This window comes from Streptomyces sp. XY006, from assembly GCF_002237655.1.
Taxonomy (GTDB): domain Bacteria; phylum Actinomycetota; class Actinomycetes; order Streptomycetales; family Streptomycetaceae; genus Streptomyces; species Streptomyces levis.
Map to the genome: position 1 here is coordinate 79523 of NZ_NOKT01000015.1, position 16215 is coordinate 95737.

Genomic DNA, 16215 nt, shown 5'->3' on the forward strand with positions numbered 1-16215 from the left:
GCTACTGTGATTGGACACTGACAGAGAGTCAACTAGCCTTGGTCGCGCGGTTCTTGCGCGCAGAACCGGGGGGACGGTCCGAGCCACGAGGGGGGAGGCTCGGACCGTCCGCGGGGGAGGTCAGGCGGCCGACGCGTCCAGGGCGTGCAGCAGGTCCGCCACCAGATCGTCCGGGTCCTCGGCCCCGACCGACAGGCGGACGAAGCCCTCCGGCACGGCGTCCCCGCCCCAGCGTCCGCGCCGTTCGGCCGTGGACCGCACTCCGCCGAAGCTCGTCGCGTCGTCCACGAGCCGCAGGGCGTCGAGGAAACGGTCGGCACGCGCGCGCGAGGGCAGCGTGAACGACACCACGCAGCCGAAGCGCCGCATCTGCTGAGCGGCGATCTTGTGCGAGGGGTCCTCGGGGAGCCCCGGGTAGCGCAGCCCGGTCACCTCGGGCCGCGCGCGCAGCGCCTCGGCGACCGTCAGGGCCGTCGCGCACTGCCGGTCGACCCGCATCTGCAGCGTCGCGATCGAACGGTGGGCCAGCCAGGCCTCCATGGGCCCGGGGATCGCTCCGACGATCTTGCGCCAGCGGCGCACGGCGGCCATGGCCTCGGCGTCCCGGCCCACGACATAGCCGAGCAGGATGTCGCCGTGGCCGGTGAGCTGCTTGGTGCCACTGGCCACCGCGAAGTCGGCGCCGAGCTCCAGCGGACGCTGGCCGAGCGGGGTCGCGAGGGTGTTGTCGACGGCGACCAGCGCACCACGCGCGTGTGCGGCCTCGGCGAGCCGCCTGATGTCGCACACGTCGAGCCCCGGGTTCGACGGCGTCTCGATCCACAGCAGCTTCGCGCCGTCCAGCGCGTCGAGCTGGGCGTCACCGCCGGTCGGCGCGGTGCGCACCTCGATGCCGAACGCCTCCAGCTGGGCCCGGACCAGCGGCAGCGCCTGATAGCCGTCGGAGGGCAGCACGCACACGTCACCGGCGCGCAGCTGGGAGAAGAGCACCGCCGAGGTCGCGGCCATGCCCGAGGCGAAGACGAGCGTCTCGGCGTCGTCCCGGCCGGGCGCCTCCAGCTCGCCGATGGCGCGCTCCAGCAGCGTCCAGGTCGGGTTCTCGTCCCGGCCGTAGGTGTAGGGGCCGGTCGGCTCGCCCGGCAGGTGGAAGTGGGCGGCGAACACGGGACCGGGCAGGGTGGGCTCGTACTTGACCGCCTCGGGCAGTCCCGCCCGCACCGCGCGCGTGCCGTCGCCGGGACCCGGGGCCGTCCGGCCCGTGCCGTCCGCCGTGCCGCCCTGGTCACCCGTCGCGGATTCGCTCATGCCGCTCTTCCCTCCATGTCCTCGCGCACTGCGGCGAGCAGATGGCTGCTCGCCGCCTCCACCATCTCAAGACACTCCTCGAAGCCCTCCGGGCCCCCGTAGTACGGGTCCGGCACGTCGAGGTCGTCGCCGGCGGCGGGGTCGTAGGAGCGCAGCAGCCGCACCTTGCGCGCGTCCTGCTCCGTGGGCGCCAGGCGGCGCAGGGCTCCGAGGTGGCCGGAGTCGAGGGCGATCACCAGGTCCAGGCGGGAGAACCACGACGGCTGGAACTGCCGGGCCGTGTGGCTCGTGGAGTAGCCGTGGTCCTCCAGGACGGCCACCGTGCGCGGATCGGCGCCGTCGCCCTCGTGCCAGCCGCCCGTGCCGGCGCTGTCCACCTCGACCCGATCGTCCAGCCCGGCCTCCGCGACCCGCGCGCGGAAGACGACCTCGGCCATCGGGGAGCGGCAGATGTTGCCCGTGCAGACGAAACAGACGCGGTACGTCATGGCCGCTCAGTCCTCGTCGGGCAGGACGACGTGCAGCGCCCAGGAGACGACCGAGATGATCAGACCGCCCAGGACGGCCGTCCAGAAGCCCTCCACGTGGAAGCTGAGGTCGAGCACACCGGCCAGCCACGAGGTGAGCAGCAGCATCAGCGCGTTGACGACCAGGGTGAACAGGCCCAGCGTCAGGATCAGCAGCGGCAGGCTGAGGAGCTTGACGACCGGCTTGACCAGGAAGTTCACCAGGCCGAAGAGCAGCGCGACGACTATCAGGGTGCCGGCCTGCCTGCCCGTGCTGTCACCGGTCAGGGTGATCTTGTCGAGCAGCCACACGGCGACCGCCAGGGCACCCGCGTTGGCGATCGTCTTGACTACGAAATTCTTCATGTGTCTGATCGTGGCAGACCTGATCGGACACGGGCACAAGAGGCAGGGGCGGACAAGGCGATGAAGGCATTCCGGCTGGACGAACTGGAGGCGGAGCGCGCCGCCCACGACGGCGCCTACCTGCAGTTCCTCCGCGAGAAGAACATGTCGGTCGGCCTGTACGCCCTGGACGCGGGCGCCCAGGATCCACAGAAACCGCACCATCAGGACGAGGTCTACTTCGTTGTGAGCGGGCGGGCCGCGATCACCGTGGGCATGGAGACGACCCAGGTGGCGCGCGGCAGCGTGGTCTACGTGCCGGCCGGTGTCGCCCACAAGTTCCACCACATCACCGAGGACCTGAGGGTGCTGGTGGTCTTCTCTCCGCCGGAGAGCTGAGGGACCGACCCCGGGTTCCCTAGGGGTTCGGTCAGGGGAGGACAAGGGGTGCGAGGCCCCCGTGGCACCCCGTCCCGGACCTAGCATCGGGTGCAGGACATCAAGGACCGACAGGACCCGGCACTCGAACGGGCGGAGAGGTAAGGACGAGGGCGATGCGAGAGATCTTCACGGGACTGCCGTGGTGGGTGAAGTGGATCGCGGTGCCGGTCATCGCCCTCGTCGTGTTCGGGGGACTGATCGCCAGCGTGGTGGGCTTCGTCATCGGACTGCTCTTCAAGCTGCTGGTCTTCGTGGCACTGGTCGGCGGACTCATCTACGTCGTACGGAAGTTCACGGCCGGGTCCTCGTCACGCAGCGACTGGTGAGACCGGTGGGAAACCGGTGGGGGTAACAGGAAACGCCTGGAATCGCCGGTTCCCTCGGCCGGGGGAAGTTTCCCGTCCGGGCCGTCTGCGTGCGGTGGCAGACGAATAGAGTCCGGAACTCGACGCGGGGACTTCCCCGCGAGCGGCGTACATCCCCACCCGTGTTCCTCCGCACGGGCTGCCCCCTCGCGCCTCGGGAGTGACCCTTGGTCCCGGCTGACACCGCCCCTGTCCACCTCCACACCGTGCCCGCCCAACCCCGTTCGGCACCCCCGCCCCCCTCTCCGCCGGCAACCCTCATCGGTTCCGTGCAGCGCGCGATGCGCCTGCTGGAGACCGTCGCCCGGCACGAGTACGGCGCCCCCGCCAAGCAACTGGCCCGCGAGACCGGGCTGGCGCTGCCGACGACGTACCACCTGCTGCGCACCCTCGTGCACGAGGGCTACCTGCGCCGGGACAAGGGCCTGTTCTTCCTCGGTGAGGCGGCCGAGCTGCTGAGCAGCAGCGGAGCGCGGCAGAAACGTCGCAGCACGGTCGTCGACGCCCTCGCGCGCTGGCGGGACGCGCTCGGCGTCCCCGTGTACTACGCGGTCTACCGCGAGGGCGAGATCGAGGTCATGTGCGTCTCCGACACCCCCGGCAACCCGGCGGTCGAGGAGTGGGCCGGCTTCCGGGAGACGGGGCACGCGCACGCCATCGGGCAGTGCCTGCTGTCCCAGCTGGACGAGGCGTCCCGCCGCGACCACCTCGACCGCTACCCGGTGCAGCCCCTGACGCCCTACACGGTGCGGGACGACCACGCTCTGCTCAGACGCCTGGAGCGGATCCGCCGCATGGAACCGGTGATCGAACGTCAGGAGTACGCGCTGGGCGCGGTGTGCGCGGCGATTCCGCTGACGCTGGGCACCACCGCCGCGACGGTGGCCATCTCCCTGCCCGCTCACCAGTCGGATCGTCTGCTGCCCGCGGCCCGGCAGTTGCAGCACGAGATCGGACGGCTGCTCGGGTCGCTCGCGCTCTCTATCAGTATGTGAAAACTCACTCCTTGTGATCTGCTGTGTACGTTCAGCAAGATTCCATCTGATGTCAGAGGTTCGTACCCGGCCAGTCGACGGCGAATGACGGGGTTAGCGATGCGCGAGTCCGTACAAGCAGAGGTCATGATGAGCTTTCTCGTGTCCGAGGAGCTCTCCTTCCGCATCCCGGTGGAGCTGCGCTATGAGACCAGTGATCCCTATGCCGTGCGGCTGACCTTTCACTTGCCCGGTGATGCCCCGGTGACCTGGGCTTTCGGCCGGGAGCTGCTGATCGACGGCGTGGGCCGGCCGTGCGGCGAGGGCGATGTGCGGGTCACACCGGTCGAACCGGACGCGCTGGGCGAGGTGCTGATCCGCCTTCAGGTGGGCACCGACCAGGCGCTGTTCCGGTCGTCCACGGCACCGCTGGTCGCGTTCCTCGACCGCACGGACAAGCTGGTCCCGCTGGGCCAGGAGGGTTCGCTCGCCGACTTCGACGCGCATCTCGACGAGGCCCTCGACCGCATCCTCGCTGAGCAGGGCGCCGGGTGAGACCTCAGCCGGCGGCCCGGTGGAGGAACGCTTCACCGGATGCCGCCGAGCTGTGCAGGAACGCTTCTCCGTGCCCCTGCGCGTCCTTCCGCGCCCTTCTGTGCCCTTCCGTGCCCACGGGGTCAGTCAGCGCTTACGGGGTCTGTCAGCGCTTGCGGCGCCGGCCCCGCCCCGCTCGCGCCACGGCGGGCTCCGCGACGGGTTCCGTCCCCGGGCGGTCGGCCGAGACCACCAGCGCGGCCAGGGCCGTGGTGACCGGCACCGACGCGACCAGGCCGATCGAACCGATCAGGGTCCGCACGATCTCCTCCGCGACCAGTTCGCTGTTGGCGACCGTGCCCACACTGCTCTGCGCGATGGAGAACAGCAGGAGCAGCGGCAGCGCGGCACCCGCGTAGGCGAGGACGAGCGTGTTGACGACCGAGGCGATGTGGTCGCGGCCGATCCGGATGCCGGCGCGGTAGAGGCCCCGCCAGCCCATCGCCGGGTTGGCCTCGTGCAGCTCCCAGACGGCGGAGGTCTGGGTGACCGTCACGTCGTCGAGGACACCGAGCGAGCCGATGATGACACCGGCGAGGAGCAGACCGCTCATGTCGATCGTCGGATAGAGCCCGTGGATCAGCCCGGTGTTGTCGTCGGTGTTGCCGGTGAGCGCGGCCCAGCCGATGAACACCGAGCCCAGGACACCGATCAGCAGCAGCGAGACGAGGGTGCCCAGCACCGCCACGGACGTCCGGGCGGACAGGCCGTGACACAGGTACAGGGCGATGAGCATGATGGCGCTCGCCCCGACCACCGCCACGACCAGCGGGTTCGAGCCTTGCAGGATCGCGGGCAGGATGAACTGGTTCAGGACGAGGAAGCTGATCGCCAGCGCGACCAGCGCCATGACGCCCCGCAGCCGCCCGACGGCCACCACGGCGAGCGCGAAGATGCCGGCGAGCAGCGCGAGGGGCACCCGCCGGTTGACGTCCGTGACGGAGTACTGCAGATCCCTGGGCGCCGAGGGCTCGTAGGCGACCACGACCTCCTGGCCCTCGTGCAGCTGGCGGGACTGGTCGGGCTGGACGATCTCGGTGAAGGTGCGGCCCTTGTCCTTGCCGCTGTCCACCCGGATCGTGGCCCGCTTGCAGGTGCCGTTCTCCTGCTGAACGGCCGAGGAGCCCTCGGCCGTGGAGGTGTCGCCGGTCGGCGGGACCCCCGAGGCACCGGCCTCCTTGCAGCTGATGTCCACGACCTCGGTGACCGTGGCCTGCTGGGTCTGCCGGTCGAAACCGACGCCGGTGCGCTCGTGCGGCGGGGCGCCACCGGGCCACAGCACGGCGAGACCGACCAGCACCGCCGCGGCGAACGGGATCAGGATGGCCGCGATGACCTTGCGCAGGTGCATCGAGACAGGCGTGGCCGGGCCGTGGCTGTGCGAGTGCCCGTGCCCACCGCCCGGCGCGGACCCGTGGTCGTGCCCGTCGCCTCCACCGGATCCGCGACCGCCGCCTCCCCGGCCGTCGCCGTGACCGTCGCCTCCCCGGCCGTCGCCGTGACCGCCGCCGCCCGGGCCGGAACCCGGACCCGGGGAGTTCGAGCCGTATCCGTCACCGGAGCTGTATCCGTCACCGGAGCCGTATCCGGAACCGTCGTTCTGGCGGCCGGTGTCGCCCGGGCCGAGTCCGCCGCGGTCGCCGTGGCCGTACCCGCCGCCGTCGCGGGGCGCGTACCCACCCTCCGGCCGTGACCCGTATCCGCGGGGCGGTTCGGGCGGAGGGTACGGGGGGCGCTGTGTCGTGGTCACCGACCGATCATCGCAAGAACGACGGGGGCCCTCTGTTCACCGCGCCAAGATTGCCGCTAGCGTGGAGGCACCTTTTGTACACGCGGGAGCTCGGAGCACCGGGCTGAGAGGGCGCTGACCTCCGTCCCGGCGATGTTTCACATGAAACATCGCCGGAGTCGAGTGATGTTTCACACGAAACGTCACCGGACGGAAGCCGCTGCGTCGACCGCCGAACCTGTTACCGGGTAATGCCGGCGTAGGGAGTAGGTCTCATGACCAACAAGGACGCACGCACGCCTGCCTCCGTTCAGGACGGACAGTCCGAGGAGGCCGGGAAGTCCATCGGCTGGCACAAGGCGTACGTCGAGGGCACCCGCCCCGACCTGCGGGTGCCGGTCCGTCAGGTGCACCTCACCAACGGGCAGTCGGTCACGCTGTACGACACATCCGGCCCGTATACCGATCCGCTCGTCGAGACCGACGTCCGCAGGGGCCTGCCGCCGCTGCGCGAGAACTGGATCATCGCCCGCGGCGACACCGAGGAGTACGCGGGCCGCCCCGTCCGGCCCGAGGACGACGGCATCAAGCACACCTCACCCCGCGGCGGCCTGCGCAACCTCGACGCCGTCTTCCCCGGGCGGCCCCGGCAGCCGCGCCGCAGCCGGGACGGCAAGGCCGTCACTCAGCTCGCGTACGCCCGCCGCGGCGAGATCACGCCCGAGATGGAGTACGTCGCCATCCGGGAGAACGTCTCCCCGGAGGTCGTGCGCGACGAGATCGCGGCCGGCCGGGCGGTGCTCCCGGCCAACGTCAACCACCCGGAGATCGAGCCGATGATCATCGGCAAGCGGTTCCTGGTGAAGGTCAACGCCAACATCGGCAACTCGGCCGTGACGTCCTCCATCGAGGAGGAGGTCGAGAAGATGACCTGGGCGACCCGCTGGGGCGCCGACACCGTGATGGACCTCTCCACCGGCCGCAACATCCACACCACGCGCGAGTGGGTGCTGCGCAACTCCCCCGTCCCCATCGGGACCGTGCCGCTCTACCAGGCTCTGGAGAAGGTCGACGGCCGGGCCGAGGAGCTGACCTGGGAGATCTACAAGGACACGGTCATCGAGCAGGCCGAGCAGGGCGTGGACTACATGACGGTCCACGCGGGCGTCCGCCTGGCGTACGTGCCGCTGACGGCGAACCGCAAGACCGGCATCGTCTCGCGCGGCGGTTCGATCATGGCCGCCTGGTGCCTCGCGCACCACAAGGAATCGTTCCTCTACGAGAACTTCGAGGAGCTCTGCGAGATCCTCGCCGCGTACGACGTCACGTACTCGCTCGGCGACGGCCTCAGGCCCGGTTCCATCGCCGACGCCAACGACGAGGCGCAGTTCGCGGAGTTGCGCACGCTCGGGGAACTCAACCGGATCGCGAAGCGTTTCCACGTACAGACGATGATCGAGGGCCCGGGCCACGTCCCGATGCACAAGATCAAGGAGAACATCGACCTTCAGCAGGAGATCTGCGATGAAGCTCCGTTCTATACGCTCGGCCCGCTGACCACGGACGTCGCGCCCGCGTACGACCACATCACCTCCGGCATCGGTGCCGCGATGATCGCCTGGTGGGGCACGGCGATGCTCTGCTACGTCACGCCCAAGGAGCACCTGGGCCTGCCGAACCGTGACGACGTCAAGACCGGCGTCATCACCTACAAGATCGCCGCCCACGCGGCCGACCTGGCCAAGGGGCACCCGGGCGCGCAGGAGTGGGACGACGCCCTGTCCGACGCGCGCTTCGAGTTCCGGTGGGAGGACCAGTTCAACCTGGCCCTCGACCCGGACACGGCACGGGAGTTCCACGACGAGACCCTGCCGGCGGAACCCGCCAAGACGGCCCACTTCTGCTCGATGTGCGGCCCGAAGTTCTGCAGCATGAAGATTAGCCAAAGCATCACAGAGCGGTTCGGTGGTGCAGCCGCTGAGGGAGCCTCGTCCGAGGAGATCGCTGAGGGGATGCTGCGCAAGTCGAAGGAGTTCGCGGAGGCGGGCCACAAGGTCTACTTGCCGATCGCTGACTGAGCCTCACCTGAGAGCGGTACGTGCTCCCGACTGGCCCAAGCTCGGTCGGGAGCACGCACCGCCTGTTGGTTCACGCGAGGCTGTTGAGGCGCCACCACCGCAGTGGCACTTCTCTATCGAACCTTAGGCATGCGACTTTCGGCGATGCCGCCAAACCGAGACTGAAATCAGTCCGATGAGTGCCACGAACCAGATCGTGATTTCAACCTGACCAAAGCCGGACCCCAGAGTCAGCAGTAGAGCCAGGAAGATAGCAATGATCAACGCTATCTGTCCGATTAGAGATTTCATGTTAGCTCCCTGCTAGGCGCCGCTGCCGTCATACTTGGTCTTGCCCGTACCATAGACCTTCACCTGGGCCCACGGGTAGAGGGTTGCGTAACAACCATACTTGACAGCGCACAGCTGCACTTTTCGCTTCATCTTGGAAGTGGCCGAGGATGCGGGGACTCTGGACTTTGCGTTGGTAATTCTCTTATTGTCCACCTCCACGACGTCCTGCTCATTCGAGAAGTCGTCGTAGCGGGAGCCCCAAGCGCGCACCTTACCACTGCCGTAGTTGAACTCTGCATAGGTGTGGTACTTGAAGATCACCGAGCCGAAGTAGCTGCGATGGGTGTGTGTGATGTGAGTCATCTTCCACTTGCCGCCCTTGACGCCTGCAGTCGCGGCGAACGTGGCGAGCGTTGCGCCATCGGCCTCAGTCTCTTCGGGCGTGATGACCTCTTCCGCCTCGTTGCTTGGTGTTGCACTGGTGGGTGGCATGATTCGGGCCACCTGCTCCGGCGTCAGCGGTTTGCCGTCAGAGCTCACAGCCTTCCCGTCATCCGTGATGACGGCTTCTTCGATGGTCGTTTCCGTGCGACTCGGATCGACGACAATCTTTGCAAGTTCCGGCTCGCGCTTCACAGCGTCTATGTCAGCCGCATTTCCGGTTCCGTCGCTCACTCTCTTCAGCAGCGCGGCAGTAAGCACCGAATTCCATGTGGGAGGGTCCGACTTCTCTACGGCTGTAGCTGAAGGCGTCAGTGTTGCAATCAATGCTGTCGCGGTAATGGCCACCCCGGCCAGAGTCCCCCGCTGGCGACGGCTGTGCAACTTAAGCATTTATTTTCCTTTTTTGGTCAGTGGTCGTACGCGAGCTCGTTCGTGTCATGGACACGCCCCCGGCTTTGCGCAGTGCGATCTTATGAGCTGTGTGATCAAGTTGCAAGAGATCAGTTGAGAGAGTGGTGACGATGTGTGCGGCGACGTCTGTAGGCCTGGGATGTGGCGAGGAGTTCGTTTCCTCAAATCAGGCTCAAATTGCCAGCCTCATTACTCAAGGGAAGCTCAAATGATGCCTCTTTCCGTAAGCGCCCTTAACCGGTCGCGTACTGAGTCCTTGGTGAGACGAAGGCATGTGCTGGTGCTGGGGCCCGTTGGCCGCGCTTCTGGCGGCCCTTCGCTCAGGGGCGGTGACGCAGGTACGGTCAACGTGTGTCTGGCGCACGTGGGTTGGTCACCCGTAGGCGTGCGCCAGTTGATCGCGCGCGACTAGGGGAGCTGGTACGGGCATGGCGCTTGACGCTGCTCGCGAGCGGCAACCGCGTCTACCTGCCGATCGCGGACTGACCGGGCCTCACGACCGCGTCACGGAAAGAGCACGGCGGCGCCCGCCCGGCCCCAAGATCCCTAAGGTCGCTGACATGGACGGGATCGATGTGGTCAACGGCGTCGTGGGCGCCGCCCTCGGCATGCTGTTCGCCGTGCTGTTCCAGCAGCCGTTGCAAGACGCGTGGTTCCGCCTGCGCAGACGCTCGACGAGCGCGCTTCGCAGTCTCGGACGCGGGGACGAGTCGGCGCCCGCCTGGCGGGCGTTCTCCCTCGGCCCGCTCCAGACGACCGCGCTGATCGTCGAGGGCGACGGCGAACTGCCCATATCACCCGACACGGTTCATGTGCACGTACTCGACGAGGAGGTGACGCTGCCCCCGGACATGGCGGGCTGGCGGGACGAGATCGCGGCGGAGAGCGAGCAGGTGCGCGCCGAGGGGCGGACCCCTCTGTGGAACGGCCCCCGGTACGCGGTCGAGTCCCTCGACATCTCGCGCACGGCGCTGGAGGAGCGGCCCGAGGTTCACCTGCGCCTGCGGCCGACGGACTACTACACCTTCCTCGCCGCCCAGCAGCTCGACCGCCGGCTCCCGGACGGCACGACACCCCGGTCGCGCTACCTGGACCCGGACGAGCCGCTCAAGGCCCCGGCCTTCCTCCAGTGCAGCCTGGGGTCAACATCGCGGTGGTCAGGAACTCTCCCTGGAGGCCGACGAGTACACGCTCGACCTGCTGGCCTTCGTTCTGGACGTCGAGAGGAGGGGGTGGAGCGCCCACTTCCATGCCAGGCTGCGCGAGGTGCGGAGCACGGATCTGCAGACCCGGATGAGCAGGGGTGTGGCCGACCGCTGGGAGCACCGGATGATCGACTTCGTCCCCTTCCGCCCCGCGACGGTCGTCCGGTACCTGCTGCGCGACGACCGGGTCCACCGGTGGGCGCCGACGGCTCCAGCGCTTTACCACCTCGCGCTGGTGCACGCCTTCAGCCGCCGCACGGTCGAGCGGGTGGAGGCACAGATCCTGCGACGCCTGTAGTCGCGCACACGCCAAGCCAAGCCGGCCCACGCCAAGCCGGCCCACGTCCAGCCGCCCGTGCCGGTCCCAGGCCGACAGCTCGGCTACTCCGGCTGGTGTTCCGGTCCTCCGAAGTCCGGGCTGGTGTAGTCCGGGCTGCTGAAGCTCGGCCGTGAGCCGCGGCTGCCGTCGTCCGGGCTGGAGAAACCCGGGCGGTCGTAGCCGAGGTGCGGCATGCGGCTGACCGGGGCGGTAGTGGACGTGGGGTGCAGCGCGGCGGCCGCGCCCGGATCGGCGAGCGCCTCCCGCAGGAAGGGCAGGATGCCGCGTTCCAGCAGGGCCTGACGCCAGTCCTCTCTGGCCTGCTCCACCTCCCCGCGCAGTTCGCCGTAGGGGCCGCCTTCGGCCGTCGGCTTGTTGCGCAGGGCGGTGAGCAGCAGTCCCACGGCGGCGACGAGGATCGCCACCGCGGTCACGGCGCCGAAGACCCAGCCCGTGGTGAGCATGGTCCGGGCGAAGCCCTGCTCCGGGTCGATCATCTGCAGGATGTAGCCGACGAGCAGGAAGATCGCCGCGGCGGTTCCGGCCAGGACGGGCGCGAGGACGGCGACGACGGCGACGGCGCCCGCACCGGCGGTCTCGGCGGCGACCTCCCCCATGGTGGCGGCGAGCCCCGAACCGCCCGCGCCCGGCTCGGCGGAACCGGACTCGCGCACGGACGGCGAGCTCGACGACGCCGGCTGGCGCAGCTCGTCGCGGACCTTGACGTAGTGCTGGTACTCGGCCGACGCGGCGGCCGTGATGAGCGCGGTGGCGTTCAGTGCCATGGTGCGCAGCTGTTCGGAGTTGAGCCGCTGTCCGACCGCGGCCAGCTCCGGGCGGTGTGGTGCGGAGCGCAGCGCCTCATCGAGGATCCGCTCGTATTCCTGGCGGTCCTCGCTCAGCAGGTGCTGCGGAACGCTGTTCATGTGCATCCCCCGATGCTCCGTAGGGCTTGTGGCTCGGCATGCTGACGAGCCGTCGGGCAGAAACGGAGGGGAGCCTGCTACGGATAAGCCGATGGTAGAGCGGTGACGGTGGGGGGTGACAGGGGGTTTACCGAAATTGGCCCTTCACCGGTCCGGTCCTGTGACGGGACCGGCCTGCCCGGTGAACGCTCAGGGAGCCAGCGGCAGTTGCTGGACCAGCAGTTTCCCGGCCATGGTCACGCCGCCGTCCATCGCGATGGCCAGTCCGTCGGCGTAGACGTGCGGTCCCTCGACGACGGGGTCGGTGCGCTCCTCGTCCTCCTCGGAGCCGACCTCGCCCAGCAGATACGGAATCGGGCTGTGGCCGTGAACGATGCGGGTGCCCCCGTACGTATCGAGCAGGGTGCGCACGGCGTCCGCGCCGCCCTCGTCGCGGAAGGAGAACCGCTTGGTGAACTTGCGGAACAGGTCCCAGACCTCGTCCGCGTCATTGCGCGTGAGCGTCTCGCGGACGGTGTCGTTGACCTCTTCGATGGAGCGGCCGTAGTCGAGGTAGGCGGTGGTGTCCGAGTGCACGAGCAGGTGGCCGTCGACCTCCTCGACGGCGTCCAGCCGGGCCATCCACTGCAGGTGGTGGTCCTGGAGACGGTCCATGTCGGTCTTCTGGCCGCCGTTGAGCAGCCAGGCCGCCTGGAAGGTGGCCGTGCCCGCGCCGGAGTTCACGGGGGTGTCGCCGAACCGCTTCGCGCCGAGCAGCAGCAGCTCGTGGTTGCCCATGAGCGCCTTGCAGTAGCCGCCGGCCGCGGCGGCCTCGGCGGACAGCCGCATGACCAGGTCGATGACGCCGATGCCGTCCGGCCCGCGGTCGGTGAAGTCGCCGAGGAACCACAGCCGGGCGGTGCCGGCGCACCAGTTCCCGGCGGCGTCCAGCAGGCCCTTCTCCTGGAGGGCGGCCACCAGCTGGTCGAGGTAGCCGTGGACGTCACCCACCACGTACAGCGGGCCCTGCCCGGTGGCGGCGGGCGCGGCGGCGGCGGTCTCGGGATCGACGGTCACCTGGACAGTGTCGCCCCGGTTGACGACGGGGAGGTCACGCTGGGTCGGCGTGTATCCCTCGGGATAGGTCTCCTCGGACGGCGGCGCGACGTCGCCGGGGTGGACGCTGTGGACGTACGGACCGGTCTCGTGGACGTACGCGGGCACCCGGAAGTCGCGCAACGTCGCCGTCCGCTCCACCTCGGGTCCCTGACCGGCCCCCTGAGTCATCGACCCCTCCACCATCGCGCCGCATCTGCACCGCATCGGACTGCCTGGTCGTAGCGGTCCGCCGGTGTCGTGGGCCCATCATAGGAATGCGGATCGCGCCATGTGATGACCCAGGGGTGGTGAATCAGAGCAAGAGTCCAGTTCACCGCGGCTTTCGCCCCGATTGCGCCGGGCTTCGACCACCGTGTGACCGTCCTCGCTCGTCTTCTCTTCGCGAGAACGCTGCCGTCTCTCCGGGGGACCGGCCCCGTTTCTCCCCAGGAGAGCGACCTTCCCCCGGCCCGGGCGGGGGCCTACGTCTCCTCGGGCGAACGCGGCGGGCTGACCGTCGTGCGCGGCGGGCGTCGCTGGGACGAGGTGCGCACGATCAGCTCCGTCGGTATCACCTGCTCCACCGGGTGGTCGGATTCCACGCCCTCGATGGCGTCGATCAGCAGCTGGACCACCGCCGTGCCGATGCGGCGCGGCTTCAGGGAGAGCGTGGTGATCGGCGGTTCGGTGTTGGCGTACACGGTGGACTCGCTGCAGCAGACCAGCAGCAGGTCGTCGGGGACGCGCAGGCCGTAGCGGCGGGCGGCGGCGAGCAGGTCGGTGCCGTTCGGGTCGAACAGTCCGTAGACCGCGTCGGGGCGGTCCGGCCGGGCCAGCAGCCGGTCGGCGGCGACGGCGCCCGCGCACGGATCGTGCGCCGGGTAGGCCTCGTACACCGGGTCCTGGCCGACGCGCTCGCACCAGCGCAGGTAGGCCGTGGTCGACAGATGGGTGTACGTGTCCGTGGTTGTGCCGGTCAGCAGGCCGATGCGGCGGGCGCCGGCGTCGGCCAGGTGGTCGAGGATGCCGAGGACGGCGGCCTCGTGGTCGTTGTCCACCCAGGCCGTGACCGGCAGCGCGCCGGCCGGGCGGCCGTCGGAGACGACGGGGAGACCCTGCCGGACGAGTTCGCTGACGACCGGGTCCTGGTCGGAGGGGTCGATGACGACCGTGCCGTCCAGGGCGACGTTCGACCACACGTCGTGGCGGGAGGTCGCGGGCAGGATCACGAGGGCGTACCCGCGGGCGAGCGCGGCGGAGGTGGCGGCGCGCGCCATCTCGGCGAAGTACGCGAACTCCGTGAAGGTGAAAGGTTCATCCCCGTAGGTGGTCACGGTCAGGCCGATGAGGCCCGACTTGCCGGTACGGAGCGTCCGGGCGGCGGCCGAGGGCCGATAGCCCAGCCGGTCGGCGACCTCGCGGACATGACGCCGGGTGGCGTCCGGGAGCCGGCCCTTGCCGTTGAGGGCGTCGGAGACGGTCGTGATGGAGACTCCGGCGGCGGCGGCCACGTCTCTGATACCCGCCCGACCCGGCCGGCTGCCTCGCCGTGAGGTTTCCGCGCGGCTCACCTGGTGCTTCCCTGCTGCTGTCATGGCGAGCCGATAGTAGGGCTCATGCGGTGGGGTAGTGCGGACGCATATGCACGCGTTGACAGGCACGTTTCTGCATGATCAATAAGGCCCAATTACCTTGGAAGGCAAGGGTGTTGAGCGCTCCCATGCCAGTACGTGACGTGTCGGCGCGCACCGGCCTGCCAAGGGGTCGAGGTTGCGAAGAGGTCTCAACTCACCTGCACGGGGGATGCGCGCCACGGCGTGCACCACCGGCGCGTAGATATATGTGCGGCGCGCCCCTGAATTCGTACGCCTTCGTACGGTGATGCCCCTGATGCCGGTGGGACAGGCGAGGCCGACGCCCGTGGGTTCGCTGTGGCTATACGCAGCGGTGCCGAATCCTCATAAGGTGAGGAGCATTGGATGTCGGCGGCGGTCAGGGGCCGCCGGTCTTCGCGAGGAGGACTGCGGTGAGCGAGACGAGCCCGAAGCTGCGCGCCGAGCTGGAGGGAATCCCCACCTACAAGCCGGGCAAGCCGGCCGCGGCCGACGGGCCGGTGGCCTACAAGCTGTCCTCGAACGAGAACCCCTACCCGCCGCTGCCGGGTGTGATGGAGACCGTGACGGCGGCGGCCGGCTCCTTCAACCGCTACCCGGACATGGCCTGCACCGGGCTGATGAACGAGCTGTCCGAGCGCTTCGGCGTGCCGCTGACCCACCTGGCCACCGGCACCGGTTCGGTCGGCGTCGCCCAGCAGCTCATCCAGGCCACCTCCGGCCCGGGCGACGAGGTGATCTACGCCTGGCGGTCCTTCGAGGCGTACCCGATCATCACGCAGATCAGCGGCGCGACCTCGGTGCAGGTGCCGCTGACCCCCGGTGACGTGCACGACCTGGACGCGATGGCCGACGCGATCACCGACCGGACCCGGCTGATCTTCGTCTGCAACCCCAACAACCCGACCGGCACGGTGGTGCGCCGGGCGGAGCTGGAGCGCTTCCTCGACCGGGTCCCCGGTGACGTCCTGGTGGTGCTCGACGAGGCCTACCGCGAGTTCATCCGCGACCCCGAGGTGCCCGACGGCGTCGAGCTGTACCGCAAGCGGCCCAATGTGTGCGTCCTGCGGACCTTCTCCAAGGCGTACGGTCTGGCCGGGCTGCGCGTCGGTTTCGCCATCGCCCATGAGCCGGTGGCGGCGGCGCTGCGCAAGACGGCGGTGCCGTTCGGCGTGACCCAGCTGGCCCAGGAGGCGGCGATCGCCTCGCTGCGGGCCGAGGACGAGCTGCTGGGCCGGGTCGGCTCGCTGGTGTGCGAGCGCGCGCGTGTGGTCGACGGGCTGCGTGCCCAGGGCTGGACGGTGCCGGAGACCCAGGCCAACTTTGTGTGGCTGCGGCTGGGGGAGCGCACGGTGGCCTTCGCGGGGGCGTGTGAGCAGGCGGGTGTCGTCGTCCGGCCGTTCCCGGGCGAGGGTGTGCGGGTGACGGTCGGGGAGGCCGAGGCCAACGACATCTTCCTGAAGGTGGCGGAGGGATTCCGCAAGGAGCTCTAGCGGCTGAGCACGGGATGTGAGAGGAGCCGGTCGGCGCTGGGCGCCGGCCGGCTCGCTGCGTATCCGGGCGCTTGTTTCAGCGGAACCGGCGCCCTTGTTTCACGTGAAACCGGCGCT

The 16215-nt window shown here is 69.3% G+C and carries 15 protein-coding genes; 7 read left to right on the plus strand and 8 right to left on the minus strand.

Features of this window, described 5'->3' with window-relative positions; translation table 11 throughout:
• Positions 1-120: 120 nt before the first annotated feature.
• The 3 genes from CHR28_RS18905 to CHR28_RS18915 are packed head-to-tail and all read right to left on the minus strand — an operon-like array spanning position 121 to position 2177.
• Positions 121-1305, minus strand: coding sequence for a cystathionine gamma-lyase (locus tag CHR28_RS18905; RefSeq protein WP_094054826.1), 1185 nt, complete (start codon positions 1303-1305; stop codon positions 121-123).
• Positions 1302-1793 carry a low molecular weight protein-tyrosine-phosphatase gene (locus CHR28_RS18910; RefSeq protein WP_094054827.1) on the minus strand — a complete coding sequence of 164 codons (492 nt, stop codon included), beginning with the start codon at positions 1791-1793 and terminating at the stop codon, positions 1302-1304. The genes CHR28_RS18905 and CHR28_RS18910 overlap by 4 nt, the downstream gene beginning before the upstream one ends.
• A gap of 6 nt (positions 1794-1799) precedes the next feature.
• Complete coding sequence (locus tag CHR28_RS18915) at positions 1800-2177, minus strand: phage holin family protein (protein WP_094054828.1); 378 nt, start codon at positions 2175-2177, stop codon at positions 1800-1802.
• Positions 2178-2237: 60 nt separating this feature from the next.
• Here CHR28_RS18915 and CHR28_RS18920 point away from each other — a divergent pair, with 60 nt between their 5' ends.
• From CHR28_RS18920 to CHR28_RS18935, 4 genes are all read left to right on the plus strand, one after another.
• Positions 2238-2555, plus strand: a complete 318-nt coding sequence (locus tag CHR28_RS18920) for a cupin domain-containing protein (protein WP_094054829.1) — start codon at positions 2238-2240, stop codon at positions 2553-2555.
• A gap of 155 nt (positions 2556-2710) precedes the next feature.
• Complete coding sequence (locus CHR28_RS18925; RefSeq protein WP_094054830.1) at positions 2711-2923, plus strand: DUF5326 family protein; 213 nt, start codon at positions 2711-2713, stop codon at positions 2921-2923.
• A 320-nt stretch (positions 2924-3243) separates the two neighbouring features.
• Positions 3244-3957, plus strand: coding sequence for an IclR family transcriptional regulator (locus CHR28_RS18930; protein WP_094054831.1), 714 nt, complete (start codon positions 3244-3246; stop codon positions 3955-3957).
• A 99-nt stretch (positions 3958-4056) separates the two neighbouring features.
• A complete protein-coding gene (locus CHR28_RS18935) occupies positions 4057-4491 on the plus strand; it encodes an SsgA family sporulation/cell division regulator (protein WP_094054832.1) in 435 nt (144 codons plus the stop codon).
• A gap of 145 nt (positions 4492-4636) precedes the next feature.
• On the opposite strand, the gene CHR28_RS18940 is transcribed toward CHR28_RS18935, so the two are convergent.
• Positions 4637-6280, minus strand: a complete 1644-nt coding sequence (locus CHR28_RS18940) for a YibE/F family protein (RefSeq protein ID WP_094054833.1) — start codon at positions 6278-6280, stop codon at positions 4637-4639.
• A gap of 254 nt (positions 6281-6534) precedes the next feature.
• On the opposite strand from CHR28_RS18940, the gene thiC reads away from it, so the two are divergent.
• On the plus strand, positions 6535-8337 hold the full coding sequence (gene thiC, locus CHR28_RS18945; RefSeq protein ID WP_094054834.1) for a phosphomethylpyrimidine synthase ThiC: 1803 nt from the start codon (positions 6535-6537) through the stop codon (positions 8335-8337).
• A gap of 303 nt (positions 8338-8640) precedes the next feature.
• On the opposite strand, the gene CHR28_RS18950 is transcribed toward thiC, so the two are convergent.
• Positions 8641-9444 (minus strand): hypothetical protein, encoded by an 804-nt coding sequence (locus CHR28_RS18950; protein ID WP_143655859.1) that lies wholly within the window; start codon positions 9442-9444, stop codon positions 8641-8643.
• Positions 9445-10731: 1287 nt separating this feature from the next.
• Here CHR28_RS18950 and CHR28_RS38405 point away from each other — a divergent pair.
• Positions 10732-10968 (plus strand): hypothetical protein, encoded by a 237-nt coding sequence (locus CHR28_RS38405; protein ID WP_256984301.1) that lies wholly within the window; start codon positions 10732-10734, stop codon positions 10966-10968.
• Positions 10969-11051: 83 nt separating this feature from the next.
• On the opposite strand, the gene CHR28_RS18960 is transcribed toward CHR28_RS38405, so the two are convergent.
• From CHR28_RS18960 to CHR28_RS18970, 3 genes are all read right to left on the minus strand, one after another.
• Positions 11052-11921 carry a hypothetical protein gene (locus tag CHR28_RS18960; protein WP_094054836.1) on the minus strand — a complete coding sequence of 290 codons (870 nt, stop codon included), beginning with the start codon at positions 11919-11921 and terminating at the stop codon, positions 11052-11054.
• Between the two features lie 183 nt (positions 11922-12104).
• Positions 12105-13196: a metallophosphoesterase gene (locus CHR28_RS18965; protein ID WP_094054837.1), complete on the minus strand. Its 1092-nt coding sequence runs from the start codon at positions 13194-13196 to the stop codon at positions 12105-12107.
• Between the two features lie 278 nt (positions 13197-13474).
• Complete coding sequence (locus CHR28_RS18970; protein WP_094054838.1) at positions 13475-14587, minus strand: LacI family DNA-binding transcriptional regulator; 1113 nt, start codon at positions 14585-14587, stop codon at positions 13475-13477.
• A gap of 431 nt (positions 14588-15018) precedes the next feature.
• Between CHR28_RS18970 and hisC the strand changes: the two genes are divergently transcribed.
• Positions 15019-16098, plus strand: a complete 1080-nt coding sequence (hisC, locus tag CHR28_RS18975; protein ID WP_094054839.1) for a histidinol-phosphate transaminase — start codon at positions 15019-15021, stop codon at positions 16096-16098.
• Positions 16099-16215: the final 117 nt, after the last annotated feature.

Bases quoted from the DNA above. Each gene is read 5' to 3' on its own strand.
- CHR28_RS18960 (WP_094054836.1), bottom strand. From the start codon at position 11,921: ATGCACATGAACAGCGTTCCGCAGCACCTGCTGAGCGAGGACCGCCAG.
- CHR28_RS18970 (WP_094054838.1), bottom strand. From the start codon at position 14,587: ATGACAGCAGCAGGGAAGCACCAGGTGAGCCGCGCGGAAACCTCACGG.
- CHR28_RS18935 (WP_094054832.1), top strand. From the start codon at position 4,057: ATGCGCGAGTCCGTACAAGCAGAGGTCATGATGAGCTTTCTCGTGTCC.
- CHR28_RS18915 (WP_094054828.1), bottom strand. From the start codon at position 2,177: ATGAAGAATTTCGTAGTCAAGACGATCGCCAACGCGGGTGCCCTGGCG.
- CHR28_RS18920 (WP_094054829.1), top strand. From the start codon at position 2,238: ATGAAGGCATTCCGGCTGGACGAACTGGAGGCGGAGCGCGCCGCCCAC.
- CHR28_RS18910 (WP_094054827.1), bottom strand. From the start codon at position 1,793: ATGACGTACCGCGTCTGTTTCGTCTGCACGGGCAACATCTGCCGCTCC.
- CHR28_RS18905 (WP_094054826.1), bottom strand. From the start codon at position 1,305: ATGAGCGAATCCGCGACGGGTGACCAGGGCGGCACGGCGGACGGCACG.
- thiC (WP_094054834.1), top strand. From the start codon at position 6,535: ATGACCAACAAGGACGCACGCACGCCTGCCTCCGTTCAGGACGGACAG.
- CHR28_RS18965 (WP_094054837.1), bottom strand. From the start codon at position 13,196: ATGGTGGAGGGGTCGATGACTCAGGGGGCCGGTCAGGGACCCGAGGTG.
- CHR28_RS18925 (WP_094054830.1), top strand. From the start codon at position 2,711: ATGCGAGAGATCTTCACGGGACTGCCGTGGTGGGTGAAGTGGATCGCG.
- CHR28_RS18930 (WP_094054831.1), top strand. From the start codon at position 3,244: ATGCGCCTGCTGGAGACCGTCGCCCGGCACGAGTACGGCGCCCCCGCC.
- CHR28_RS18950 (WP_143655859.1), bottom strand. From the start codon at position 9,444: ATGCTTAAGTTGCACAGCCGTCGCCAGCGGGGGACTCTGGCCGGGGTG.